Annotated in this window: 16 protein-coding genes; 4 read left to right on the top strand and 12 right to left on the bottom strand. The window is 36.3% G+C overall.

Annotated features, from left to right (window positions below; all coding sequences use genetic code 11):
* Positions 1–364: 364 nt before the first annotated feature.
* The 9 genes from QNJ50_RS14225 to QNJ50_RS14265 form a co-directional block, all read right to left on the bottom strand.
* Positions 365–1,762 carry an HlyD family efflux transporter periplasmic adaptor subunit gene (locus tag QNJ50_RS14225; protein ID WP_300636239.1) on the bottom strand — a complete coding sequence of 466 codons (1,398 nt, stop codon included), beginning with the start codon at positions 1,760–1,762 and terminating at the stop codon, positions 365–367.
* 96 nt (positions 1,763–1,858) lie between these two features.
* Positions 1,859–4,021, bottom strand: a complete 2,163-nt coding sequence (locus tag QNJ50_RS14230) for a peptidase domain-containing ABC transporter (RefSeq protein WP_300636241.1) — start codon at positions 4,019–4,021, stop codon at positions 1,859–1,861.
* A gap of 163 nt (positions 4,022–4,184) precedes the next feature.
* Positions 4,185–4,397 (bottom strand): hypothetical protein, encoded by a 213-nt coding sequence (locus QNJ50_RS14235; RefSeq protein ID WP_300636244.1) that lies wholly within the window; start codon positions 4,395–4,397, stop codon positions 4,185–4,187.
* A gap of 113 nt (positions 4,398–4,510) precedes the next feature.
* Positions 4,511–4,810, bottom strand: a complete 300-nt coding sequence (locus tag QNJ50_RS14240; protein WP_300636246.1) for a hypothetical protein — start codon at positions 4,808–4,810, stop codon at positions 4,511–4,513.
* 395 nt (positions 4,811–5,205) lie between these two features.
* The gene (locus QNJ50_RS14245) at positions 5,206–5,430 is read right to left on the bottom strand and encodes a hypothetical protein (RefSeq protein WP_300636248.1); all 225 of its coding nucleotides are present in this window, start codon (positions 5,428–5,430) and stop codon (positions 5,206–5,208) included.
* 290 nt (positions 5,431–5,720) lie between these two features.
* Positions 5,721–5,978 (bottom strand): hypothetical protein, encoded by a 258-nt coding sequence (locus QNJ50_RS14250; RefSeq protein ID WP_300636250.1) that lies wholly within the window; start codon positions 5,976–5,978, stop codon positions 5,721–5,723.
* A gap of 536 nt (positions 5,979–6,514) precedes the next feature.
* Entirely contained in the window at positions 6,515–7,252 is a 738-nt protein-coding gene (locus QNJ50_RS14255) for a M50 family metallopeptidase (protein ID WP_300636252.1), read from the bottom strand.
* Positions 7,253–7,409: 157 nt separating this feature from the next.
* Entirely contained in the window at positions 7,410–7,580 is a 171-nt protein-coding gene (locus tag QNJ50_RS14260) for a hypothetical protein (protein WP_300636254.1), read from the bottom strand.
* Between the two features lie 559 nt (positions 7,581–8,139).
* Complete coding sequence (locus QNJ50_RS14265) at positions 8,140–11,763, bottom strand: CAAX protease (RefSeq protein WP_300636256.1); 3,624 nt, start codon at positions 11,761–11,763, stop codon at positions 8,140–8,142.
* A gap of 858 nt (positions 11,764–12,621) precedes the next feature.
* On the opposite strand from QNJ50_RS14265, the gene QNJ50_RS14270 reads away from it, so the two are divergent.
* The 4 genes from QNJ50_RS14270 to QNJ50_RS14285 all read left to right on the top strand — a co-directional run bounded on the left by QNJ50_RS14270 (position 12,622) and on the right by QNJ50_RS14285 (position 19,915).
* Positions 12,622–14,115 carry an HlyD family efflux transporter periplasmic adaptor subunit gene (locus tag QNJ50_RS14270; protein ID WP_300636258.1) on the top strand — a complete coding sequence of 498 codons (1,494 nt, stop codon included), beginning with the start codon at positions 12,622–12,624 and terminating at the stop codon, positions 14,113–14,115.
* Between the two features lie 235 nt (positions 14,116–14,350).
* Positions 14,351–17,587, top strand: coding sequence for an efflux RND transporter permease subunit (locus QNJ50_RS14275; protein ID WP_300636260.1), 3,237 nt, complete (start codon positions 14,351–14,353; stop codon positions 17,585–17,587).
* 1,121 nt (positions 17,588–18,708) lie between these two features.
* Positions 18,709–19,257: a hypothetical protein gene (locus tag QNJ50_RS14280; protein ID WP_300636262.1), complete on the top strand. Its 549-nt coding sequence runs from the start codon at positions 18,709–18,711 to the stop codon at positions 19,255–19,257.
* Positions 19,247–19,915 (top strand): DUF1822 family protein, encoded by a 669-nt coding sequence (locus QNJ50_RS14285; protein WP_300636264.1) that lies wholly within the window; start codon positions 19,247–19,249, stop codon positions 19,913–19,915. The genes QNJ50_RS14280 and QNJ50_RS14285 overlap by 11 nt, the downstream gene beginning before the upstream one ends.
* 438 nt (positions 19,916–20,353) lie before the next feature.
* Here the strand turns inward: QNJ50_RS14285 and QNJ50_RS14290 are convergent, their stop codons facing one another.
* The 3 genes from QNJ50_RS14290 to QNJ50_RS14300 form a co-directional block, all read right to left on the bottom strand.
* Complete coding sequence (locus QNJ50_RS14290) at positions 20,354–22,066, bottom strand: hypothetical protein (protein ID WP_300636266.1); 1,713 nt, start codon at positions 22,064–22,066, stop codon at positions 20,354–20,356.
* Positions 22,067–22,245: 179 nt separating this feature from the next.
* Positions 22,246–22,845, bottom strand: a complete 600-nt coding sequence (locus QNJ50_RS14295; protein WP_300636268.1) for a hypothetical protein — start codon at positions 22,843–22,845, stop codon at positions 22,246–22,248.
* Positions 22,846–23,124: 279 nt separating this feature from the next.
* The gene (locus QNJ50_RS14300; protein WP_300636270.1) at positions 23,125–25,881 is read right to left on the bottom strand and encodes a pentapeptide repeat-containing protein; all 2,757 of its coding nucleotides are present in this window, start codon (positions 25,879–25,881) and stop codon (positions 23,125–23,127) included.
* Between the last annotated feature and the right edge of the window lie 552 nt (positions 25,882–26,433).

Below are 26,433 nucleotides of genomic sequence, written 5' to 3' on the forward strand. Positions count from 1 at the left end.
TTTTGTGCTGAAACCTTACTACCTGAAAATACTATTGTTTGGAGAATACCTAAACTAAAGGCTCCCAAGCAACCTAAATACTTAAATCCTTGTAATTTGATTCTGTAAATCACAATTAATTCTCAAAAGAATGCTTGTAATTGTTAGTTAAATAACTCATAACTCATACCCAAGAGTAATTTATCATACATATAGGTTGTTATGAATCACATACTAATAATTGGTTGCGAATTGAGAATACAAGGAGAAAAATAAGGTACAGTTAAAAAGCTGGAAGTCAGTTTTAAACGATGTTTTACTTCTGAATCCTGTCTTCTGACTCCTCAATTTTGCTGTACCCATAAAACTCAAAATTTACCAAAATTCACAAATCAACTATTAATCTCGCTTTACGTAAAATGAAGTGTAGGGGTGTCTCGCTGCGTGAAATGATATCCGCTGTTCCATCAATTCCAGGTTTAATTAGACATTGTTTGTGACTGTTACCAAAAATATGACTTTCTGGTTTTACTGTGACTTCAAAATAACTAGCAGCAGGATTCGTTGAAGTTTTGTTTTCCCTTTGGGGTATAATCGCATCGGGTGAAATATTAGTGACAACACCTTTGAGGGTTCCATAGTCGGGATATTCGCAACTATTAATCCGTAAATGAACTTTCTGTCCCTTTTCAACTTTTTTTATCTCGGTTGTGGGAACCATTGCTTTAATCTCCAATGGTGCATTTTTGGGTACAATTTGAGCAATAGTTTCACCAGGACGTATTACTTGTCCGGGATTGCGTAAATTGAGCTGAAGAAGAAAACCATCTGTGGTAGCGTAAATGGTATTGTCCTGAATTTGATTTTCAAGTTGCAGCAGTTCTTTTTGATATTGTTGCAATTGATTTTGGATTTCTGCTTTTCTTTGAGTTAAAGCATGTTTTTCTTTTTGTAATCGAGCAAGTGTTGTTTCTCCTTTTGCTTTTTCTTGGTCGATTCGTTGTTTTGCAATAGTAACTGTTGCATTACTGGGATTTACAGCTGCTTTAGCTTTTTGAATTTGTGTTTTAGCTATATCTATGACTTTTTTTTGTGTCTCAACTGCTGATAAAGCTTGTTGAACTGCAAGTTTTTTTTGGTCCACTTGTCGTTCCGAAATAGCACCGTCTGTTAAAAGTTCTCGATACCTTTGATAATCTGTTTTTGCAAATTCTAAATCGCGATAAAATTTTTGTAATTCAGCTTTTGATTTTTGTAAATTTGCTCGAGCTGCTAACAATTCACTTTCTGTTATTGCTTTTCGTTCTTGATATTCTTTTTGATTGCGTTCCAAATCAGCTTCAGCAGAACCAACGGTTTGTTCGATTACTCTGGATTCAGATAAAATCTGAGTCTCTAAAGTTAGAATTTGATTATTTATCTGACTGATTTGTAGATCGTATTGTCGAATATTACCAATTAATTGACTTTTCTTGATTTTCAACTCTTCATCATCTAAATAGGCGATGACATCACCTTTTTGAACCTGTTGATTTCCCTTAACTTGAATACTTGTAACAGTTCCTTCAGTGGCTGATTGTACCACTTTGCTTTCACCAACAGGGCGAACATTGGCAGGGGCTCGAACAGTAACATTATATTCAGCCCAAGATGCTAAAGTAATAGCAGCTGCAACACTTCCGAGTAAAGTAATTCCCGCAAATGAAGTCCAACGACTTACAGGAGGAAGAAATTCTTCACTTCTAATAGGAGGAAGAAATTTTTGTTTCTGTTTGTAAAGCATGGGTGTCAGTTATCAAAAGTCAAAAATATTTGCTGCAAAATCTCTCATCCGTTATCAGCGATCGGTTTCCGTTGCAAAATCTCTATCTGTTCTTAACTATCCCCGAGCAAAAGTGGTTAAAAATTCTGTATGTTCGCCAAATTTGGAACGTAAATCTTGTAGAGAACCTTGAATTTTTAATTTACCTCGGTCTAACATTACAATCCAGTCAGCACGACAAATTACTTGGGGACGATGACTAATCAAAATAGTCGTTTTTCCTTGTCGATAACGTAATAATCTATCTAAAACATGAGCTTCACTTACAGTGTCCAAGCCAGAAGTTGATTCATCTAAAATTAGTACTGGTGGATCGTTAGCGATCGCTCTTGCTATTGCTAATCTTTGACGCTGTCCACCGGAAATGTTACTACCAAATTCACCTAATACTGTTTGATATTTGTCTGGTAACCTACTGATAAATTCATCCGCTTCAGCTATTTGACAAGCTTTAACAATTTGCTCAAAACTCAAATGAGGTTGACCTAAACGAAAGTTTTCAACAATTGAACGACTCCAAAAATGAGCATCCTGCGGTACCAACACTACTTGGTGTCGCAAACAATCTAAGGACAAATCATCTAGATTATAAAGTCCAACGCGGATATTACCAGATTGGATTGCATACAATCCCGACAAAACTTTTGCTAAAGTACTTTTACCACAACCAGATTTACCAATCAAAGCAATAACCTGACCTCCAGGTATAGTTAGGGAAAAATCTTCTAACAAATCTAAACGTCCTGGATAGTGGAAGTTAACATCTGTACAAACTATATCTGCGTTGTTGGGAATAGCAGCAAAGGGTTTTTTATCATTACCTTTAGTTTCAGGGGTAGCATCTATAACTTCTGTGAGGCGTTGAGTTGCAGTTTTTGCGCGGGTAAATTCGTCAACAAAGCTGATAACAGTTGCAATTAACCCAAAAAAATTACCGTTCATCGAGTTAAAAGCCAAAAGTTGTCCAATACTGAATTTTTCAGCAGGATCGATTACTAAATTTCCACCAAACCAAAGTAAAGCAACACTACCAATTGCTGAGACTAATTTGGAAAAACTACCATTAAAAATACCGATTTGCATAGTGCGGAAAGTTAGGTTTCCCAAACTTCCAAAACGAGTTTGAAATTCATCCCAAAATTGAGGAGCAGCAGTAGTACTTTTGAGCGTGAGAGCGCCTTTAAATGTTTCTACTAATACTCCTTGGGTTTCTGCTTCTGTGACTAATAATTCCCGAGTTTTGCGCTGTAATGTTGGTTGAAAGACAATGGTTGATACTGTCATAAATATAGCAACAAATATTGCCACTACTGTTAACTTCCAGCTATAGAAGACCATAAAACCAAAAGAAATGACAGCAATAAAAAACTGACTGGGAAGACTAACAACAACTTGAGAAACTAATTGATTAATTTGACGAATATCTCTGAGACGACTGGTAATTTCTCCACTACGTCTCGACTCATAATAAGTTAAGGGTAAATTTAGTATTTGTCGCCCAAATTCTAATACTAAACCTAATTCCAAACGTTGGGCAAAATGGGCAATTAAATTTGATTGTACTAAAGAAAGACCGCTAGAAACTACATTCATTACAACTACTGCGATCGCAACAGTAGTTAGCAGTTTTGTATCTCCCCTAACTAAAACATCATCTGTAAGAATTTGCAGTAAAAAAGGAGAAGCTAAAGATAAAAGACCCAAAACTAAATTGATGGGTAAAGCTTGAGCCAAAATTCCTCGATAGGTCCAAACTCTTTTCAAGAAACGCCAAAAACCACCTGTGTTATCATCTGCTTGTGGTAAAAAATTGATGGGATCTGGTTCTAGTAATAACATCAACCAGTCAGTCCAACCCCGAGCTAAATCTGTTTTAGAAAGATAACGAATACCAACTGCAGGGTCTGCAACTATACATTTTTTGCCTTTCCTACCATATAATACAACCCAATGATTGCCCTTCCAATGGATAATAGCCGGTAAAGGTGCTTCACCCATTCTATTTAAAATCTCGGCGGAAGTTTTCACCGGACGAGCAGTAAAACCAAGAGTTTCTGCACCACGTTTAAGCCCTAATAAGGTAGTTCCCAGTTGTCCCGTTCCTATAATTTCTCGAGTATGATTAAGAGTTAAACAGCGTCCATAATATTTTGCGATCGCAGCAAGACAAGCAGCACCACAGTCTTCTTCGCTATGTTGGGCTACGTGTGTGTATTTCATAGTTGGAAGATTACGTCAATTTCTAATTCACAAATCAGCAGTTAGCCCAAGTTATTGAATTATTGCTATTTTGTAATTTCGCTTTATAACTTTACTAACTGCTGAGATAATATTTAGAGCCAAATTCGGATCTATTTCACAAAAACTGGAAAAGTTAATTTTGTTAGATCTGTATATATAGCTCTGGAATTAATTCCTTGAAAGTTTCTTTGATTTGTTCTGATATATCAATTGGTTCGTACCCCGGTAATATAACAGGTTGAGTTGTTATGGGTTGAAGAAGCATCCTCTTTATATTTTCCGGTATGGATAATCCACCACTGACACTAGTACAATCAAGATTATCTAGTTCGGTGAAAAGTATATTTTCATTCATTTGTGTATCACTTACTCCTAGGTTTGGGTTAATTCTCAAGCACAAAAATGGCTAGTATTTGATTATCTTTTACTCAACTATGGAGATTAGATAATTTCATTTTTTGTAATTATCTATCCAACTCCAGTAAGACCATTAACTAATGACTGAATTACATTTAGTCCATCAAAAGAAGATGAACCATTACTAAATGCTGTAGTAATTGCATTATTAAAAAAAGGAAAAGAATTTTGGTAAACACTTTGCATCAAAGCAGGATCGAAACCCGCAATTGGAATATTTGAATATAAATAGTCGTAGTAGGGGGTAAAATTAAATGGTTCAAAAACATTATTGTTCATACCACCACTAACAACAGTTGCATCTTCAAGATTAATTTCAGTGAATAGAGAGTTTTTGTTATTCTCAATCATGATTTTCTCCTTATTAGTTACAGCTTTGAGTTATCCGCAAAAATATTCGATATATCTTTTGCAGTTGATTAACTCTTGCTTTAATTAACAAGATATAGAAACTAAACAGATAAATCACGACCGCTAAACGCTAATCAAATTACCAATAGTGGATAGTGGGTTGACATAAAAATGTTATTGCGATTTCCGAAAACTACACAAAGCAAAAACATTGGTGATATTTACTAACCACCAATGTCATAAATAACGAAATATGAATAGCTAATGCTAATATATGAACGGATATCAGGACTTAGACAGCAATCCTGAATCATTTGTGACAATCAATATTGTAGAGACGCACCACGGCGCGTCTTAATAAAGTTAATTTATTTGCAAATCAAATTGGATTGCGATCAAAATCTTGTACATTTAAATTTATGTTGATTATCAAATATAAATGCTCGCTCCCAAGCAAACTGAATTTCATCTTTAGTAAGTCCAGGATTACCAAACAAAAAGCCAGTACCTAAAATAAATAAATATCTTTCAATATCAAAACTAATTTGATTTGTCCCTCCACTAGCGGTAATTAGTTCGTCCACGTTTATTTCCGTAAATAAGGAATTTTGTTGTTTCATCAGTTCTATTTTGAGAAGTAAGATGATATATTTAACAGGTAAGATATTTTCATTAATGCTTTCAAAATATAAATCTAAATACTGAAATATATCAGAATATTCCAGTATTTAGAAGAAGGCATGCCTAATGAAATATCATGACCTCATCAGAACTCTTAATGCTTGCTATATTAATCTCTTCCCGATATTAGATTACCTATTTTATTTTTTCAATTTCTCTAGAAATTTACATCTATTTTCATCGGTACTCTTGATATCGGAAGAGAGTAAAGGTGCAAAATTACTTGCTTTTAAAATAAAGAAGAAGCAGGTACATTAACACCAGTGTTAGCAACAGCAGGAATTATTTCGACTGCTACAATAGAGTTTTCCCAAGCAAATTGAGTTTCATCTGCAGTTAATCCAGGGTTTCCAAACTGTAAACCAGCACCCAAACTAAACAAATAGGAATCAAGATTGAAGTTAACAACAGCTGTACCACCACTAACAGTGGAAGACTCTTGAGTTGTAACATCAGCAAACAGATTTTGCTTTTTTGTAGTAGACATGATTTTTTGTCCTTTAATTACTAGTGTTTCTTTACAACGAGTTGTTACTTTTTATTTGCGTTGCAACCCCTTGCTTGATTAATAAATTAGCGGTAATCGCATCGAAAAATCATTAACATTTCAAGTCAAAAAAATTACTTTAATGTGAATTATCAATTGTTTAATCTAGAAACTGAGATTACTGAAAAGTACATAATTTAGATGTATTATTTGTTCGATATATTGAAATAGGAATTGCCCTAATAGTAGTCCTTTGCATTAATTTTGATGGGTTGTCCTAGACGCGACAGAGGCTGACAACGCCGCAGCCTTTGTCGCATCTCTACAGGTTTTTTGACAAATCAAGCCTTCAAAATTATTGTTGAGATCCCCCAATCCCCTTAAAAAAAGGAGAATTCAGAGGGAGCCAAGATATAATAGGTAAATAATATAACTTTAAAAATATTCTAAGAGTGCACTGAAATATACCCAAAAGAAGTAGTATATTTTTGCTTATAAATATCGTATTTCGTTAATGAAATATTTAAATACATAAACTATATAAAATAAGCAATCCTCAGACTTTGCAGTAAAATTTCTAGGGATGCAACCGTCATAAGAATTCCCCAAAACCAGTGAGGTAAAAATAGGTTTTCGGCAATTCTAGCAGTATCGGAAAATCCCCCAGGTATCTTATAAGTAAATAAATAACCAAAATTTTTAAAGGTGCTTATACAAGCTTGAACGCCAATAAATTGAGTTGCAAACTTCTGCACCTCAAGAGGAGTTTTCAGCGCAATTACCAAAATTAAGAAACCCAAGAGGGGAATGACTAAAATCCCAAAACTAGTTCGTACCCAAACGATGGCTGAAAAAATTAAAAATAAGCCAAGAATCACTAAAAGATTGTGGGATATCTGCAAATTACGGGAAGCTATAATCAATCCCCCACCAATAAGAGGTGGAAACATCGAACCTGCAGCATAAAATAAAGCATTACCAACTCGTCCCAAGAAAAAATTACCACTACATCGGGCTAATCCACTACCATTCTTTTCTATTTCTAACCTTTCAAAATCTCCTCCCAAAATTATTCCCATCAATCCATGTCCCATCTCATGGAACCAAGTTGCTAGGATTGTGAAAGGATAAATCAGGATTTTACCTCCTGGAACTTGCCACAAAAATACGGTAGTGATCGCAATCGTAATTAATAAAAATAATTCTGGGCTAGCATCAGGACTAAGGCTACCAGTTCCTAGCTGGCGAGCTAAATCATTCCACGATTGGCTCATAAATAATATTCCTAAACATACTGGAGCTATTGTGATTGACCAATAGTTTTTAACTACAGGACTAATAAAAGTTGTCCGTAAAAAGACTGGTAGGATTTATTTATAAAAATCAGCACTTACGCACGGAAGACCTAATTAGAGTCATTGTGAGATAAGATTAGCGCTTACTGATTGCACGCCTCTGAGGCGTTAGCATAGCCAAAAGCTTTGCCGTCGCCACGGGCTCTGTTTCGCAATAAATAGCAATCCCAAACCATTGGGAATAAGTCCCGAAGGGACTCGCAATACCTGTCCGGTACGCAATAACTAGAGCCTGCGGCGACGGCATATCCGCAAGGTGACGTTAGTCAGATCCTGCGGCGTCGGCGTTAAACCTTACGGTATGGCTGCGCTTACGCCGTAAGGCGCGTCTTTGCCTCTAGCCTCTAGCTGCGCTACCTGCGGTAAGCCTGACGGCATCGCTGCGCTAACGTCGTCAGACGCGTGCAATCGGTTACGCAATAACTATGTTACGCAATAACTACGTTACGCTGCGCTAGGCGCTAAACACTAAGGTAACGAGTGCATAAGTCCTAAAAATATCGCACACCTGGTTATTTTATGCTGTATTTGTAGTTTTAGATGGAGCAGTCGTATATAAAATTTATTTCCATATCACCTTACAAACCGCAATACAAGCTTTAATTGTTACTAATAGGTAACAGGACTTACGCAATTGTCACAATACACCGGTGGTGCGTGACACTCAAAACCTTATTAATACGTTCAGGTTAACTCGCTTGTGTCACGCACCCTACAAGAAAAATGTGCTGGTTGCGTAAGTCCTAAGGTAATTTTCATTTTCACGTGGATGAGATAATAACTCCTTCAACTGTTAATTTGAACTGTTAATTTGAAAAAGGTGTTTTAATTTCAGGAACCTCATTCCCAAAGTCAGTGGGAGCTAATGGTTCTATATCGGGATTTAAACCACCCACTTGATTAGTACGTTGAACCCACAGAGAAGCACCCAAGCGGAGAAAAATCATTGCTACGCGATCATTTGCTAAACGAGGTAGGAGCGATCGCCAACTTGCTAAAGTCTTTAATATTGTGTCTGCAGGATTCTCAATGGGAAAACTACCTAATGTTGGTCGATCATCTTGCCAGTCAGGTCGTACTATTCCTAAAGGGATCAACTCGGAAGATAAGGATTGAACTAAATTGATTAATTGAAGAAAACGTTTTGTTTGCGGATGTTCGGGATTTTCTCGCAACCATCGAACATAATTTGGGTTTGACTCAAGATCGGCAATAGTTCGTTTGAGAGAGTGGTAAAGTGCTTCCTGGGAATCTTGGACGCAGGAGTTTAATGGACCAACAAAAGTTGTTCCCGTACCATCTCCTACTCGATAACGTGCTGCCATTGTATCCAATTCATGGATAATACGATCCAAAGGCGAAAATTTGCACCCGTCGAAGTCATAATCTTCCGTTAAAGGGCTGAACTTTACCAATATATCTGAAATTGGTCGATAGCCTAAAAATCCCCATTGACGATCGCCCATGTAGCGAATCCAAGAATTATTCCCAGCAATAATAGCAGTATTGTTATGGGCATAAATCTGCCGATATTCAATATCAAAGCATAATTCCTGGCTTAAGGGTTCCCGGATGACTTTTGCAATTCCATAAGCAAAATGACCGAAGTAAATTCCCAATGGCGTAAATTCTGGATTTTTACCGCCAATACCACCAAAAACGTGCATTAAAAGAGCGCGATCACCTTCTTCCCATTGATTTATCGCTTCGATTTCTAGATCGAGCTTTTGCTCGAGAAAATCTGGAGTGGAAGATACTTTGGGGTAAAGCAGAACCGTTGAGATTTGACCTTTATCATCACCTACATCTCGCCAATACTCATGATTGATATAGTCTAAGGTTGCTTTTTCACCAAAAATTACTTGATCTAAGGAAAGTGAAAGTAAACGATAGGGAGCTATGGCTTGAACGACAAAGGTACCATCAATGTTTTTCGCCCCATAAATATACCAACCTTGTTCATTGATCGCAGAGTTTTCAATTTGAACGTTGCTGGAAGGGAAAACACCTTCACGATCTGCAATTACAGAAGGAATATAAACGATTTCGTCAGCACCATCAAACCTCCTTGAGGTACGGTTATAGTGGCACACCTTAAATAGATCGTTGCCCAAATGTTGAATAATACTTACCAAGCCATAAAAGCGACCGGAAATTTGAATTGGATCGCGATCAATTTTAATTACAAAGCTCCCATCGTTATTTTCGATCGCCAGAGGTTCTGGTAACTTGACAATTACATCATCTTTAGGTCTAGCACCTGCCAAAGATTCTAAAGGATCTACATGATGCCAATGGTTAATTCTATCTGGGTGAATATTTCCTTGCTTTTTACTAGCTGTAACTTGTTCTATGAAGTGAACATTTTGGGTAACCCTTTGTACGTAAGCCTGGACTTCTGGGTGTTCGCTCCAACGTAAAATAACAGTCTGTCCCAGAAGATGTTGGTAATCTGCATTGGTATGATAAACTTCAAAAAATACACCTTTTGTAACTTGACGTTGTTCTTGAGTTGGTAGTATCAGACGTCCCATCCAAGTTCCAATGGATTGATAAAGTGTTGAGTCAACCCATTGATTTACAGGGTAGTAATTATAATTGCTAAAAATACCTTGCTGATACAGTTCGTAATTACTGGGTTTTAGCTTTTCTGGATTAAACCCTGTTAAAGTCCAATCCTTAAGTAAAATTCCAATGATCATATCCAATGTCTGACTTAGATTCGTCCGACCATCAGGCAAAAATTCTTGTTCGGAAAAAGGACCATCTACACCGTTATGACCTACGGGACCTAAAGGAATAAAGCTGAACTTACCGCGACGTTTAGCACGATTCCATTCAGATAAAAAGAAAACTGACCAACGCCCAGGAAACATAATGGAACCGACTTTCTCCACGTGATCCTGCTTCCCTACTAAATGGTAAAGGTGCTCGATTTCCATGGCTCCAGTATTACCACTAATTACTCCAGCTAAGGAAATAACTTCTATTGGTGCACCTGTTAGTCTTTTGAGAGGTGATACTACTCCCATAGACATTTGCCCCCCACCACTAAATCCAATCAGAGTGATAGGGGTACCACTACCAATTTCATAACCATTCTCTAGTAAACTTGTGTATAATACTTTTGCTAGTCCTTGATTTTGAATTTGTCCGTAGCGCGAATCTGCAGAGACAGCGACAGCAACAATATTACGAATATTAATAATAAAAGCAATTGGATTATTGGGATTTTTTAAAGCAATGGAATTAATTATACGCCACAAAAATCCTAAAGCCCCTTCTTTTAAAGCTTTATTTCTTGCCGAATAGGGTATAATCCCTTTCACTACTAGCACATTTGGTGGAAGACCAACAGCTAATCGATCTAGGAAAATTTTTACACTTGGTAAATACTTGTAAGAACCTTGATTAATTCCATCCAAATAAACCACATAACGAGCAATTTGAGTTTGAGGAGAAACAGGTTTGACTGAAGTTCCTACCCTTATGACTTCATTACCGTACCATCCAGCCCACCAACCCAACGCTTCCAGAGGAGTTAGAAGTATAGAAACAAATAGAGCTATCGCACTAATAAATGCTAATTGAACCAAGAGTTTGATTCCTTGGGTAACTGCACCAAACCAAACAGCCAACCAATTCTGAGTTATTAGCGATATTAAAATCAGAAAAATACAAACGGTAAATGCGATGACTCTGAAATTGATGAAACGTTCGATCTGAAATTTTTTGATCTGAGATTTTTGAACTGTCTCCTGTATCCTTTTTTTTGTGGATTTGGCGTTAGGAGGCGATTTTCTCCCACTCTCTACAGGAATATCCAAACCTGTCCGATTCCTGTCTATTTCTGTTCCAGCGACCTTATTTGATAACCACCGACCACAAGCTACAATCGGACGACCAATAGTACGCTGCAAAATCTGAAAAAGTAACCATCCCAACCCCGCACAGATAAAAGACTCCCAAACACCCAACCCAGTCAAAACACCCAAGCCCGTTACCATTCCCAGCAAACTCCACACCGACAGCACTACGAAGATGGGTATACCTAAATAGGGTAGTCCTCCCAAAAAACCAAATATCTGCGGTGCATAACTCAAACTCAATACCCGAGCTATACTACCAAAACCAGCATTACTTTTAAAAACAATAGTGCTGGTTAACCAAGTACTAAAAGCCCAAAATTCAAAGGCAAAAGCAAATATAATGGCTGCAACCAAAAGACTTAAAAAAAAGCGAAATGGTTTGACTCGATTAAGAAAGAGAACCACACACTGACCAATCGCTTGTGATAAACCTGCCATTAACACAAGCGTTAATGCTACCTTTGATGCATCAGGTAAAATATTAATCCACCTAAACACTTCAGGGTTGAGGGAGAGTGCGCCAGATACCAAATACCAAAATCGATCCACAGCAGTTTCCATAATTTTTTATTGCTCAAAGATATCTTGCCTAGGTCGGATCGGCAATAAAGTTAGGTCTGTAATGAAAGCCAGAATAGTACAAGTCTAAAATTAAAAATTTCCAATTCTAAAATATTAGTATTTCCTATTGGCAGATCTGCCAATTCACAAACAAGATTTACAACTAATTGTAAGTCTCTACTTAAATATTTATTTTTTACTTATGAGGTCTTAACATCATTTTAGAATCGACTTATTGACCATTAAGCAAACAGTATACGCGACACAATTTGTATATTTTAGTACTTATACTCTGATGTATAAATAAAAAAACTCTTAAGATTTCCATTGTTTGTTTCATACTAATAATATTATTATTTTAAGCCTTCCTGCATCAAATAGACTTTACGTATTTGTGCCAAAATTACTTCTTTACCAGTAAAACCATTGATAGATAAATATACCCTATATTGTAAACTTTTGTAATGTCATTATCTTCTTAATTATTAAATTTAAAAAACAAAAATTAATAGTTGTTTTCAGAGAGCTAAGTCTTAATCTAAAAGGTTTGTGGCAACTGTATTATGAGAAAAATCTGACTCCATCAGGGATGGAAGATAGGTTTCTGAATTGAGGTCAATCTATTAAATAACGATGGCAAAAAACTGAATAAATATATATAAAGATAGATGCCAAAATTACGGCAAATAAGGTGTATATTGTTTATTAATTTAGTTTTATTTTCCCCTCAAATTCTTAAAATAGAATGAACGATAAGTTTTAGCCAATCAATCTTAAAGAATAATTTTGATTTCTGCTTTTTCAAAGGTATAACTGCTACTTTTAGAATATTTATACCTTAGTTGTGATTGTGTTGCAATGACTACTGAACAACATGAAAGTATTGAAAAAGTATCTGAATCCGTTGACAATGTCGATACTTCAAAATTTGTCGGCAAAGTCAATGTTTCACAATTTAAAAAAAATATTACCGGTCAATCCAAGTGGTTGTTGTTGTTAGGTGCTATTTTTATATTTGCCGGTGGAATAACACTTTGGCGCTCTGTTTCTAGTTTTCAAAAACCTTCAGAGGAAATCAAAAATAATCTCAACCAAGGAAGACTTACAGTAAGAACTGTGCCTGTAAAAGTTGGATCCATACAGGCTTGGGTGTATGGTGATGCAACTGTGAATGCCATAACCAAAAAACATCTTACCTTCCAGGCTGAAGGAACTATTGATTACATCAAAAAAGTTAAAGGACGAGATTTACGGGAAGGTGATCGAGTTAAAAAAGGACAACTATTAGCTCGAGTAGATCGCCGAAAACACGATGCAAACATAACTGTAGCAGCCGCAGGACATATTGAGGCTAAAAATCAGGTGCGCGATGCAGTTGCGAGTTTAAAACAAGCTGAAGAATCTTTAGCGCAAGCCAAAGCCGAATTGCAAAAAGCAATTACAGATAAGAATTTTGCCCAAGTAGATCTGAAAAGATATCAAGAACTTGTAGCAGAAGGAGCAGTAGAAAAGCGAGAATTGGATCTTAAAGAAACAAACTATAAAAATGCTCAAGCCGGAGAAATTACAGCAGAAGCTGGGGTACGTTCTGCAGAAGCTCAGCTAGCAGCTGCTAAAACCCGTGTCGATACCGCTGAAGCAGGAGTGAAATCAGCTAATGCTAAACTTACCCAAAGTAATGTACAAAGCGAAGACACTGAGATTGTCGCCCCCTTTGATGGAATAATTTCCCGTCTCAATATCCGTGAAGGAGATTATTGGACGCCACAAAGAGTTAATGCAGGGGCTGAATACCAAAGTATCATCGAAAGATTACCAATTATTGTCATCGATCCCAATCGTTTTGAGGTCAACGTTGAGTTACCGGCTTTTCAGGGAGCAAGAGTAAAACGAAGACAGCGAGCATTTATAATTCTTGATCGCGATCGCTCCAAAGCAAATTCAGGACGCATTACGGGAGAAGACTTAATGAAGTTAGCCAGCGCCCAAGGGACTGTTTTTTCCGTCAGCCCTTCAGTATCTCCAGGGGAGCGTTCGGTTCGCGTCACCATCCGCATCAATCAAGGTATTGCTAATATCCAAGACGGAGAACAAGTTTCTGCTTGGATTGCAACAGAGGAGAAAAGTCGTGCAACGATTGCACCTTTTAATGCTTTTGTTTTCCGTGATCGCAAGCCTTATGGTTTTGTAGTTAATGAAGAAAAAGGAACTGTCGAACAAAGAGAGATTAAAGCCGGGATTGAAGGATTGGCAAAACAAGAAATTCTTGAAGGAGTAAAACCAGGAGAAAAGTTAGTTACGGATGGGAAAAACCGCTTGGTAAATGGCGCACCTGTAGAAATCATTCCCTAAAATTTATCCCCTAAAATTTATTCCCTAAAATCTACAAGGCTAATGAACAGCTATAAAACTTGTTTGCAAATTTTAAGCTCATCCCAAACCAAGAATTCAAGTTACTAATTCAAATTATAAATTTAAGCTTTAAATCCAAATTGTAAGCAAGAATCAAAAATTTGAATTACAGACTTACTTGAATTACGTATTTAAGTTACAAATTCCTGTTATTTGCTTAACGCCAATATTCCCCATGAGTCAAATACTAGATCCTCCAGAAAAACATCCACCAAGGGAGGGATACGAGAATCCCGAACAAGTTAAAACATCACCTTTTACTAAATTCTTTTTTCTTCAGACAGTATTTGCCATTCTGCTATCTGTGTTATTGGTAGTAGGAGGTTTAATGGGTGCAACTTCGATGGTAAAAGAAGGTGACCCCGATATTAATTTTGCGATCGCAAATATTGAAACAACTTGGGGTGGAGCCGATCCCGAAACAATTGAGAATCAAGTTACAGACAAAATTGAGAAAGAATTAAAATCACTCAAGGGTTTAAAAGATTTAAGTAGCGCTTCCTTCAATGGTTCTTCTATTATTCAGATTGAATTTGTCGCCGAAGCACCCATAGCTGAATCAATTGCTTTGGTTAGGGCTGAGGTAGATGAAGCAAAACCAGAAATTGCCAGTGAAGCAGAAGAACCCAAAGTAGAGCAAATATCTAGTCAAGATGTTCCCGTTCTCACACTTGGCTTATACGGAGATATTGACCTCCCAGTACTAAGTAAAGCTGCTGAAGAAATAGAAGATATTTTAGAAACTGTTCCCAATGTCCGCAAAGTAGATTTAAGTGGTAACCGTGAAGAAGTAATTCATGTTCAGCTTATTCCTTCCCGAATGGTTGCAATGGGAATATCAGCAACTCAGGTTAGAGATGCAATTCAGAAGGGGAACCGAGATTTACCTTGGGATCAAATAGAAAGTGACGAAATTGGTTCTCAGTTACGTTATTATGGCAGATTTCGCAGTCTGGAGGATTTACGAAATTTACCAGTAGCCCGTTTAGGCAATAATACCCAAGGAGGACAAGGGCGAGAAGGACGAGTAGTAAGCTTACAGGAAGTTGCGCAAGTAAGACGAGATTTAGAAAGAGAAAAAAATCGAGCTTTCTTGAGTTCTCAACAAGGAGATTTCCAAACCTTTGTTAACGTCGATGTAGTTAAAGTACCTGGTTCTGACACTATTCAGGTTATTAATGATTCTTTAGCAGCGATCGAGTCTGTAAAACAAAATCCTGGTATATGGCCCCATGGAATGGAATATCGGGTGATTAATACCGATGCCAATGAAATTAACAATGACCTATTAGAGGTATTTAATAATGCTTGGCAAGGGGTTTTAGGGGTTTTTATCGTCCTCTTATTTGCCTTAACTTGGCGAGAAGCAATTATCGCAGGTTTATCTATTCCCCTGACTTTTTTGGGGGCTTTAGCTGTCTTATTTCTTTTCGGTTTCACCCTTAACAAAATGGTGCAAGTCGGGATGATTTTGTCGTTAGGGCTACTTGTGGATGTATTTATCCTAATGATGGAAGGGATGCATGACGGTATCTTTGTTGAGGGTTTGAGCTTTAACAAAGCAGCTTTAAAAACAGTTAAAACCTATGCAGTTCCTGCTTTATCTGGGCAGTTAACTACCATTTTGGCATTAGCTCCCTTGATGGCTATTAGCGGAATCATGGGTAAATTTATCCGCTTAATTCCTATCAGTGCTATTGTTTGCTTGGTACTCAGTTATATAATCGCTTTATTAGTAGATATTCCCCTGTCTCGTTATCTATTAGGGAACATACAAGGTAAAGGTCAAAAAAGTAAAGTTGATCGTTTAACTGAAACAGTTTCTGAAAAATTTCGCAAATGGAGTTTAGCAACCACAATTCGTAATAAAACTACCGCTAGGATTTGTGCTTCCGTTGCATTAGCTTTATTTATTACTTCAACTATTTTGGTAGGTACGATTCCTGGTACTCTTTTCCCAGAAAGTGATGGACGTAAACTAAGTATTAATATTGAATTACCCCCAAGAACAACTCTAGATAGTTCTCAACAAGTAGCTAATGATGTTGGTGAACTATTGAAAAATAAAAGCTATTTAGAAAGCGTAATTAAATTAGTTGGTCAGCGTAGTAGTTTAGTTCAAGAAAGTGGGATTAAACCCAATAATGGTAATTATTTGATAGGTTTTTCAGCAGTTTTCACTCCCAAAGAAAACAGAGCAAAACCTTCCTTTGAATATGCGAATGAACTGAGAACGGAATTGAATACCACCCTGCGCAAGTACCCAGGAGCTTCTTTAGTAGTTAGCGGTCAATCCACAGGAGAGGGAGGTGACCCAATCGAAATAGAATTAACGGGTACTGATATGGACGAACTACGTCGTATTTCCGGAGAGGTACAATTAGCTCTCAGACAAATACCTGGAGCGATTGATGTCCGAGATGACTTAGGAGTACTACGACCAGACATTAAATTGCGTCCCCGTCGAGAAGCCATAAACTTTTACGGTTTATCTGATGACGATTTAGCTTCACAAGGACGTTACCTGATGACCGATAATGATATTGGTGATTTTCCCATTGGTGGTGGAGAAGAAGATTTAGAAATACGCCTTAGTACTATGTGGTCTTCCCGTGAGGGAGCAGTTGGTGGTCCAACCCGTCGCGATGAATTACTAAGCATTCCTATCCTTACATCCAATGGAACAACCATTGCTGGAACTCAGGTATTAGAAATAGAATTTGGTAACGCACCTTTATCCATAACCCATAAAGACGGACAGCGTACTGTTACTGTATTAGCAAAAAATAAAGGTCGCACGGTCGGAGAAATTGTTGCTGATTTAGAACCCAAACTACAGGAAATGAAACGTAAATGGGTTCAAGGTTATGACTATAAATTTGGCGGAGAACTAGAAACTCAGGGAGAAACCTTTACATCAGCAGGACAGATGGCAATTGTAGCCCTATTTCTCATCTTCTCTGTATTGGTAATTCAATTTAGTTCTTTTACCCAACCATTTATTATCATGTTGGCAATTCCTTTTGCCCTCATTGGTACTTTTTCAGGCTTTTTCCTTTTACGAATCCCCATTTCCTTCCCTGCGGTAATCGGTATGATTGCTTTAACTGGAATTGTGGTTAATGATGCGATCGTGATGATTGAAACCATGAACTCCCACAGGGAAAAAGGTATGTTGGTAAGGGATGCAGCAGCTAGAGGTGCAGCAGATAGATTAAGACCAATTTTAACTACCAGTATTACTACTATTGTGGGTGTCATTCCTCTGGGATTAGGCGATCCCATTTGGTTTCCCCTAGCTAGCGCTATCGGTTTTGGTTTAGTTGCTTCTACCCTAATTGCTTTGCTAGTAATTCCTTGTTTATATCTGTTACTGACCCCAAATAATTCGACAGCAAATCTTGAATCTTAAAATATAACTATATCAAAAACCTTAAATAAGGAACTTTTCTGGATTTGACGATTTATTTTTGAAGTGAGAGACGTGCTACGGTACGTCTTTACATATTTTTGTAAGAAAATTATAACGCTCTTCCATCACTCTGGTGAAGTAAAAGTCTCAGACAGTTTTTTAACCTCAACTCAAACATGGAGCAGGTTTGGGACTTTATTTTCTGGCGTTGCATAAATGAGGGATGAATTTTTAAATTTTATACCAAGAGTATAGCCCAATACAGTTCAGTTAAGACTTTTTTTTAAACAAATAACACTGTAGAGACGCGACAGAGCCTGCGGCGTCGGCGTTAGCCTCTGTCGCGTCTCTACAAAAGAAATTTAGGCTTATCTGAACCGTATTGGAGTATAGCCCCCTAAATCCCCCAATTCTGGGGGACTTTGAGAGATATTCCCCCCAAATTTGGGGGGCTAGGGGGGCAAAATCATCCCCTAATTAAGCAACGCCTATTTTCTAACACTATGAGTAAAATCATCACTTTTGGCTAAAATCTCTGACGCTATACTTTTTAGTTTTTTGTACTATTTTTCTACTTTTTATTGAGTTGTGACAGTTGAGGGTGTGGTATGTGCTGACTGAAAAGTCAGGCATAATATGGGTTTAACGCAGCCTACTCAACTGGATTGTATCTGGTAGTTGAATCACAAATTTAAGACCTTTTTGGGTAAGCTTTACCTATAGGGGCTTCCAGCCCTTAATTTGTGTACGTTAATAAATTTTTAGCACCTGGAATGATGCTTTTTCGTTCAAAGCAAATCAACGCTGCTTCAGATATAAAACATAAAAAATAGAAAATTATATTTCACTGTAACTCAACCTGAATAAACGTTTTAAATGTTGTTTAAATCTGTCAACTTACGATTGTTCCATATTGGCATAATGACCCTATAAATGTTTGACTTGTTCATACTTTCTCGTAATATGTATTTGAATTCATTATATTCACTAAAGATTGATGTTGTGTAACAATGAGTGTTGGTTATTTTTGACAACCTACATTGGTATGCTGCAAAGCATTTTGACCAGTATTTGTTGGATTATCAAAAAAATTCAAACAACAATCAAAGTTCTTGAATATAATGGTCGTATCAGAGAAAAAATGCCCAGCCTTAAGCTACAAAATAAGTTGTAGTGAGTGTCCTAAGGTAAAAAATGAGTGGCACATAGACAGGATTTTGCAGGATTTTGCAAAAGTTAAAGCCAGGCAGGATTTTGACAATGGAAAAATAAGAGATAAAGTTGACAAAAGAGAGCTTTCTCCCAAACAAGTATGTTGGCTTTATTTATTGCTTTTGGGCTTCAGCGTCGAAAAAATTCAAGATAAGCTTAACAGGCAAAAACTTACGGCTGATTTATCAAAAACTTTATTTAAATATGCCTACATAATCACAGAGAAAAAAATTAACCATTGGGCACTATTTAGACTTTATCTTGAAGAGTATGGTTATAGAAAAACAACTTCTATTGAAGAAGAAACATTAGAAATTAATATTTGCATTAAAATTCCGAAGAACAGTTCCAATAAATACATTGAAGAAATAGTTAGTAAAATTAATCAAATCACCGGGAATGGGATGATGACACTAATAGAAAGTTACCAACAAGGAGAAATAGACGATGAGCAATAATCATATTAATGACAATCAAGATAAGAATACTGTAATAGTCCTCAAAGGTAATTACCAGCAATTTAATCGGCTTCAATCTCTATACCAATCAGGCGAACTAGAAAAACATCTGGATATTCCTATATTAGGATTACAGGGATTTTCTCCACGTAACGATATTAATTCTGATTCCATTGCATCAAAGAAAAACCCAACTCCTAAAACTTCATTCCCATTAAATCATCAAGGGTTGAAAAAAGTACTCAATTTGAGGCAATGGTTTTACAATAACTTTGATTCGGATTGGCAATTATTTCAAGTTGTTGCACCAACTGCTTATAGATCCACGAGTGATGAAATATTTAATGAAGCTGTTACTCGAGCAAAACAAGTTAAGTTGGATAATGTAGTAACTATAGTACTTGTAATTACTCTATCTCCACCAAATGAAGATGACGAAGTTGATATTATAATCAAAATTTGCCCATGCGAGTCGTATAAATACTTGCCATCGGGGCTAAAAATTACGGTGCTTGATGAATTAGATGATGTTTTTGAAGAGTTACAAGCAAACGAAGAAGACCCTTGGCTCGGACTGCGATTTACTGCTAGTGAAGGTCAATTTAGCATCAATTTGACTTTAGAGGAGGTAACAGTAAAAGAAAAATTTGAGATTTAAATAAATCTTCTGATGAAATCGATGTCTCGACTTTGTACTGCTAACCGTTCAGGGGGAGTATCGGTTTGATTAAAAATCCTAAAAACCTTACTATACAAGCTTTTTAGGTAATGATATCATCGCTCAACTATGCCTAAAGTGATTAAAAGACGATTTACAAAGCGGTATAGAGTTTTTGGCTATTAAGAATAACCAATAAAAAATCTAATTCAGGCTAGTTTTAATAGTGATTTCATTAGATTTCTTTGATGTCGGGTATTTTTTCGTACCCCCCACGGTTACTTGTACTGCAACTTCTTTAAATATAAATTCATATCCAGATTCAGCAACGCCAAAAATCCCACCCTTTCAATGAGTGGGAGTATTAATTAAAATATAAAATTCAAGATTATTATTTAGAAATTTTTAATCCCAACTACCAACTCTCGATTTTGAGGGTTACGTTTTAGAAGGCAAATTAGTATTACAAAAATTGTTTTCTTGACTTTCTTGACTATTGCTTTGATTTTCTTGATTATTTATTCTTGCTTTCCATATTATTGATTTGAAATTATCTTCTGTCATTTTTAATGAGGCGGTGTTGGGATTAATGAGACCAATACTTGTTGAATCACCACCTAAAAGCTGAAATTTGGAAGGGATTTCATATTTGTAAATACCTTTAGGTATAAATTTGATAACTCTTTGATTACTTGCGTTTATATCTAATACTGTTTGTTGTTCTTCTTTAATTGCAACCCCTTGGCTATTACAAACTTGCCTCAACTTAAAATTAGTGGAACTTCCTTTATCAGATGTAAATTTCCATTCTATTAAAGTCAAGTTTTCAAATAATTTTTCACTTACCTGTCCCCAATTACCACCCAATTCTGTATTTTCAATTTTAAGTGTTTTGTTAACTTTTTGACTCCTTGTTAGACGCGATAAATCAACAGAAATTAACCCTGCGGGGCGAATTTGTGGATTTTTATTTCCTTCAACCGCCAAACCACCAGCAGATAAAGTAAATATTGATGCTTGTAAACTAGGTCCAAGAAAAAGAGAAGTTTTTTCATCCAATCCAGCACCAAATAAAATTCCAGCAGATGTATTTCCAAAGTTAGCTATTTTGCTATTAACTCCTATCAAAGGCGAAATTTCTCCTCCCTCAAAATCAATAATACCTCCACTTACAATACTTGTATTTTTAGTACCTCCAAGTAAACCTTTACTTATTACTTCCCCTAATTTTCCCGACCCACCAAAGAATGTTAAAAATCCCTCTAATTCATTAGGAGCATTATTAGTTTTTAATTTATCAATTAAACCTTCTGTGGTTTTATCAAGGTCAACTTTCTTTGGAAACTTGAAAACAAAGTCACGTGCATTATCGGATAAACCAATAAGTTTATCACTTTGTTTAAAGCTAATTCCAGCTTCTAATTTTAATTGTATTTTCTTTTCAGAAGAAGTATCCGAAATAGAAATTTCAAATGGATCGACTACAGCTTTAACACCAAAGCGATAAAATGCAATTTCTGGTTTTTGCTGACTTACAAACTTGTAGACACTAATATTCCAATTTATTTTTTTATCAGATATACGTATAAATTCTGATTTTGGTATTTCTAATGAATAAGATATACCATTACTTTCTAACAAAGTAACAAGTACATTTCTATCTCGGATCAATCCTAGATAATCTACCGGTCCAAGTGATGAAGTTTTTAATAAATTTATAACTTCCTGATTTTTTAAATCCCAAAAACTACTACTTGTACTTAATGTTTCTAAGTTTGGTGATTCTAAAGCTTCTTCTAATGTCCTCCGTTGTTCTTCAGAAATTTTTGTTATCCATTTATTGTTCTCTAAATCCTCATTGCGAATTGTTATTTTTACAGGTTTATAGCCATATTTTCTTGCCGCTTTAACTATATTTTTATCTACAGGTAAAGGTTCCCACTCCAATTTAATTCTTGTTCGTGCACTATTGTTAATATACTGAATAATACCATCAATAAATCCAATTCTAATCGCTCGTGCAGTTTTTGCTTCATTTGATTGGTTCGTCTTTCCATTATTACCTTGATTTGCAGTTACAGGTATCATTGATAATTGTGCAACTACAAGTGAGAAACAAAATGTTGAGGTGATAATTCTACGTAATAACATAAATAAATTTCTTGATTATTTGCTCAATTACTAAAAAGAGATAAATCTACTCAATTGGGAAATACTTGGAATATTGATAACTGGGCAAATTGTAGATATTATTGCCATAAATTTACCCAGCTTAGTAAAAAACTAGTAATTTTTACTTGTGTTTAGATTATCTCTTTATTGCTTTTCAGCTAAATAAGATGTGCCGGAAATACAAGAGCCTTAGTATTGCCATTAGTCATATTATCTTCTGTAATAATTAACATACCCAATAACTTATTTGAGCTAGTTAATACTACTGGCGCTCCATGTACGTTATTTGTTAACTTCCGATTAAACTTCACCAAATAAGCTTGAACTCTCCATTCTGGTCTCAAATATGGATATTCGTCTATTATTTTTTCTACACTTCCTGATATATTGAATCGATTCATGCTTAAACCAACACTATCACCTTCCCGAACCTCTAAAGGTCTAGCAGCTAATCGACTTGGTATCAATACTTGTGCATCTTTTTTTAATTTAATAAATACAACTGGTTTAAAATTACTTAATTCCCAAGGTGACTCAAAACTCTTGATAGTACCCATTTCTGCATCAGCTGTATTGTTAACAGGAGCATTTATTAAATTTATCAATTTATCAACTGGAGTGAAACGAACTGAAGTATTAAAACCTGATTCATAAATACAGATATCAATTGGAGCTACTAATAAACCGTTTTTTATTCCATATATTTGACGTTCAGGACTTTTTTCAATACCTTTAAATTGAGAACGGTAAATTCCCATAAAAACCTCTGTTTTTATTTTGATTACAATTTTGCAATTGGGCTTAATAAGCCTGTCATTCGGCTGTGATTTAATGCTAGCTATCTTAGACCTAAGTCGTAGTACAACCTAGGTTGGTTTTTCAGCACAACATAGATTGGTTTAGATTGCTATTTACCCAACATTGCATCTGCTTAAAGTTCTCCTTCATTCATGCGGAGAATTAGTAAGAGGTAGCAAATATAAAACTACTAAAATCGAAATAAATTAGTTTATACGGTGTTATTAATTCTTTCCGTTTCAGTCATGACTAGCGTGAGTAAAATCTTGCCAAGTCTTAGGTGCTTCAGCAGAATTTTGGTAAATTACTGGTAACCAACTGGCATAAAAAAAATCATTTTCCATACCTTGTAGCTTTTCTCGTGCCTCCCTCATGGCAAGATACAAAGATTTACCACCAGAAAAAGCTTGGAGAAAGTTTTTTAAAAACTCCTGTGCCACTACATCCGGTACAGGCTCCCGCATAAAAACAACCTGGGGAATAGGTAAATCTGCCAATTGTTGTGCCAATCCAAAACCGTCACAGGAATTGAAAATTGCTAAATGTAAGCCGCATTCAATAGCTTTTCTCAGAGCATTCCTCAATTCTTCCAAAGTTAGCTGCTCTGTTGCATTAAGGTTAATCACGCCTGCACTACCATCGACTGTGCTTTCACTATGACCAGAAAAACAAAGTATATCCCAACCTTCTTCATTCCACAGGTGCTGATTTAATTCCTCACGTTTTGGTTCTACCAAAAACTCTGTCTCGGCATTGGGTAAGTTTTCCAACACTCTCCTGTCTTCTTCCACATCAATTCCTTCACTATTACCCATAATTGCCAAAATTCTGATCTTATTTCTATGAAGTATGGCTTTAGTAGTACTTACTCCAAATTGCGAACTCCAAGCTACTTCTGAAGAGCGATAGCTATCAAAAAAATTCCATAAATGCCAGGGTAAACGTTGCAGTTCAATATTTTCTGTTTGAATAATAATTCGTATGGGATCGGATTCGTTAAGTTTTTCCCGCAGTATATCAGCTATCTTGCGAAATCCTTCGGAGCTAAGCCAAGTATTGAGGTGTCTTTGCAAATCTTGACTTACTTGATGTAGTTGCCTAGGAGAAATATCGGTCAAATTATCTTTTGGACGCTTCAGTTGTCGATTAGCAGAACTCTGATAGGCATAAATTTTTTTCCACTGTTGATAAAGCCGAATAATTTCTGTTTCTGGAGGCAAGCTTCCTTGGCAGGAGGCAAGTAACTTTACATCTTCTAACCAAATTTGAGCCATCACGGAAGGAAAACCTTTCTCCTCATCACGTGCCCCCAAAATAAGAAAAACTGACTTATTCTGCTGTTTGTTTGCAGAGGAAATTATTGGTGATGAATGAGGACTTATGGCAGTGCCAATCATCTTTTCTAGCCTACTAATTTGATTATCTTTTTCAGCTAGGAGTAATAGCAAATGGTCTGTTGGTAAAGACTTAAGCTGATTATAATTACCAAAGTATTCTCTATTCAGTTCGGAGTTACTTGTAGTTTCTGAGGTTTCTACTCTAAGCAAAAACTTATCTTTATTATTTCCTCGTAACTCCATTGCCACAATTTGCAGGTCTGCTTCTGGATGATTTTCTACTAACTGTCTGTAGGCAATAGCAATAGCACGAGGGTTAACTCCTTGGTTGTGGTAGAGGTCTAGGGTTTTGAGAATAGGAGTGATAAAATCAGAAAATTCACCATCTTTAAATGTTTCTTCCCAATTGTCGGGTTTACGCCGGGGGTTGGGATCATCAAATGTTGTCTCTCGCATAAAGATATATCCGCATCTAACCCCATGTAACTTGGTATGACTAGTAATACCCCAATCTTCAATAGTTGCGGCTGTAAGGTTAGCACCCGTCAAATCTGTTCCATATAGTTGCGTTTGTACCAATTTAGCTCTAGATAAATCAGCGTCTTGCAAATTAGCTTCACTGAGGTTTGTACCTACAAAGCTAAAATCTGCTAGGTTAACTCCAGCCAAATACACTCCTCTTAAGTCAAGGCGGTTCAAATTTTTTTGTTGTGTTTTTCTTTTAACTACCAATCGCCGTACATTAGGGTAGGAGAGATAAGTTCCTCCAACTTTAGCTAAATACACTTTTTTGGCATTATAAAAGCAAGTGCGAATCAAAATCGCTTCATCCAAGTTACTGTTCTTGAGTATTGCTCCGGTAAAATTTGCATCAGTTAGGTAGGCATATCGAAAACTAGTACCACCTATCGCAGCAAAAGTAATAGCAATTCGATTCAAGGATATATATTTATGATTTCCAGCTAAAGCTTGCAAACCCATATATGTAGCTAGTGGGGTGATAGCTACAGTCATAGCAACAGCAACATTTACAGCCATAGTTTTCGCCAAAATTACAGCCGGGGTAATAGTAAAAATTACAACCATTACTAAAATTACAGCAACAGCAACTACCCCAGCTACTGTTAAAGCACTAGCCACAACACCCGCAGAAATCACCAAGCCAACTATTACCCCTACTCCAGCCATAACACCATACCAAACTTCAGATGCGGTACCAGATTGAGCTACGGCTATAGATACAGCAAATACCCCAGCGACAACAGCAAAAGCAATAGATGTTTCTAAACCTTTACAAATAGTAATAATTGGGAAGAAAATCCACAGTATTCCAATCATCACAACCGGAACAATGCTGTATCTTTCTATAACTTCATAAGTGATTAATAATTTAGTAGAGATGCTAGCAAGTGCCAAAGTAATTCCAGAAAAAGCTGCTACAAGCATTAACACCATTACCAAGGCAATTTTTACAAAATTCGGAAGTCCTGCTTGTGCACCATCGAAGTTTGCTCCCCTCAAGTTTGCTTTTGTAAAATTGGTACCACGAATATCTGCATTGCTAAAATCTGCTCCTGAAAGATCTTGACCTCTGAGATTTACACGACGAAAATCTCTTTCTCCTGCTGCATATCTCCTCAGTACCTCACTGGCTTTCATTTATTTATATTTGTGCTATGGAGAGAATTCCATGTCAGCTAAAATTTAAGTAATATATATTACTTTTAAAAAAAGTAACTATAATAACTAAATATACATATTATGTGTGTTTCAATCAAATATAAAATACTCAATCATTCGTAAAATCAAGTAATAGATAACACTACATACAGCACTTTGCAAGCAGATGAGGTACATTCTCCTTGTTCCCTGTTCTCTGTTTTCCTGTTCCACGTTCCCTACATTATTAAAGATACGTGTACCTCATTTAAATGAAATCAGCTGTATCCCTCTTCTGTCACTTTCCAAATTTTACTAATTTTAGAAAACTTTACTGGTTTCTTAAGAGCTATAAATGGTAAGGGTTTTGAAATTCAAAATTAAAGAATTAAGCAAATTTCATACATTTTCTATATGGCCAGATTTAATACTAGTAAATAAGCTCGCAATCGCTATGTGTAAAAGAATTTCGAGCTTATAAAAAAGCAAAAGTTTTCGGAGGGTAACAAAAGAGGGGTATGTCATTTATATCTAGAACCCCGCGACATAAAT

The sequence above is a fragment of the Mastigocoleus sp. MO_188.B34 genome (assembly GCF_030065675.1).
Classification (GTDB): Bacteria; Cyanobacteriota; Cyanobacteriia; order Cyanobacteriales; family Nostocaceae; genus Mastigocoleus.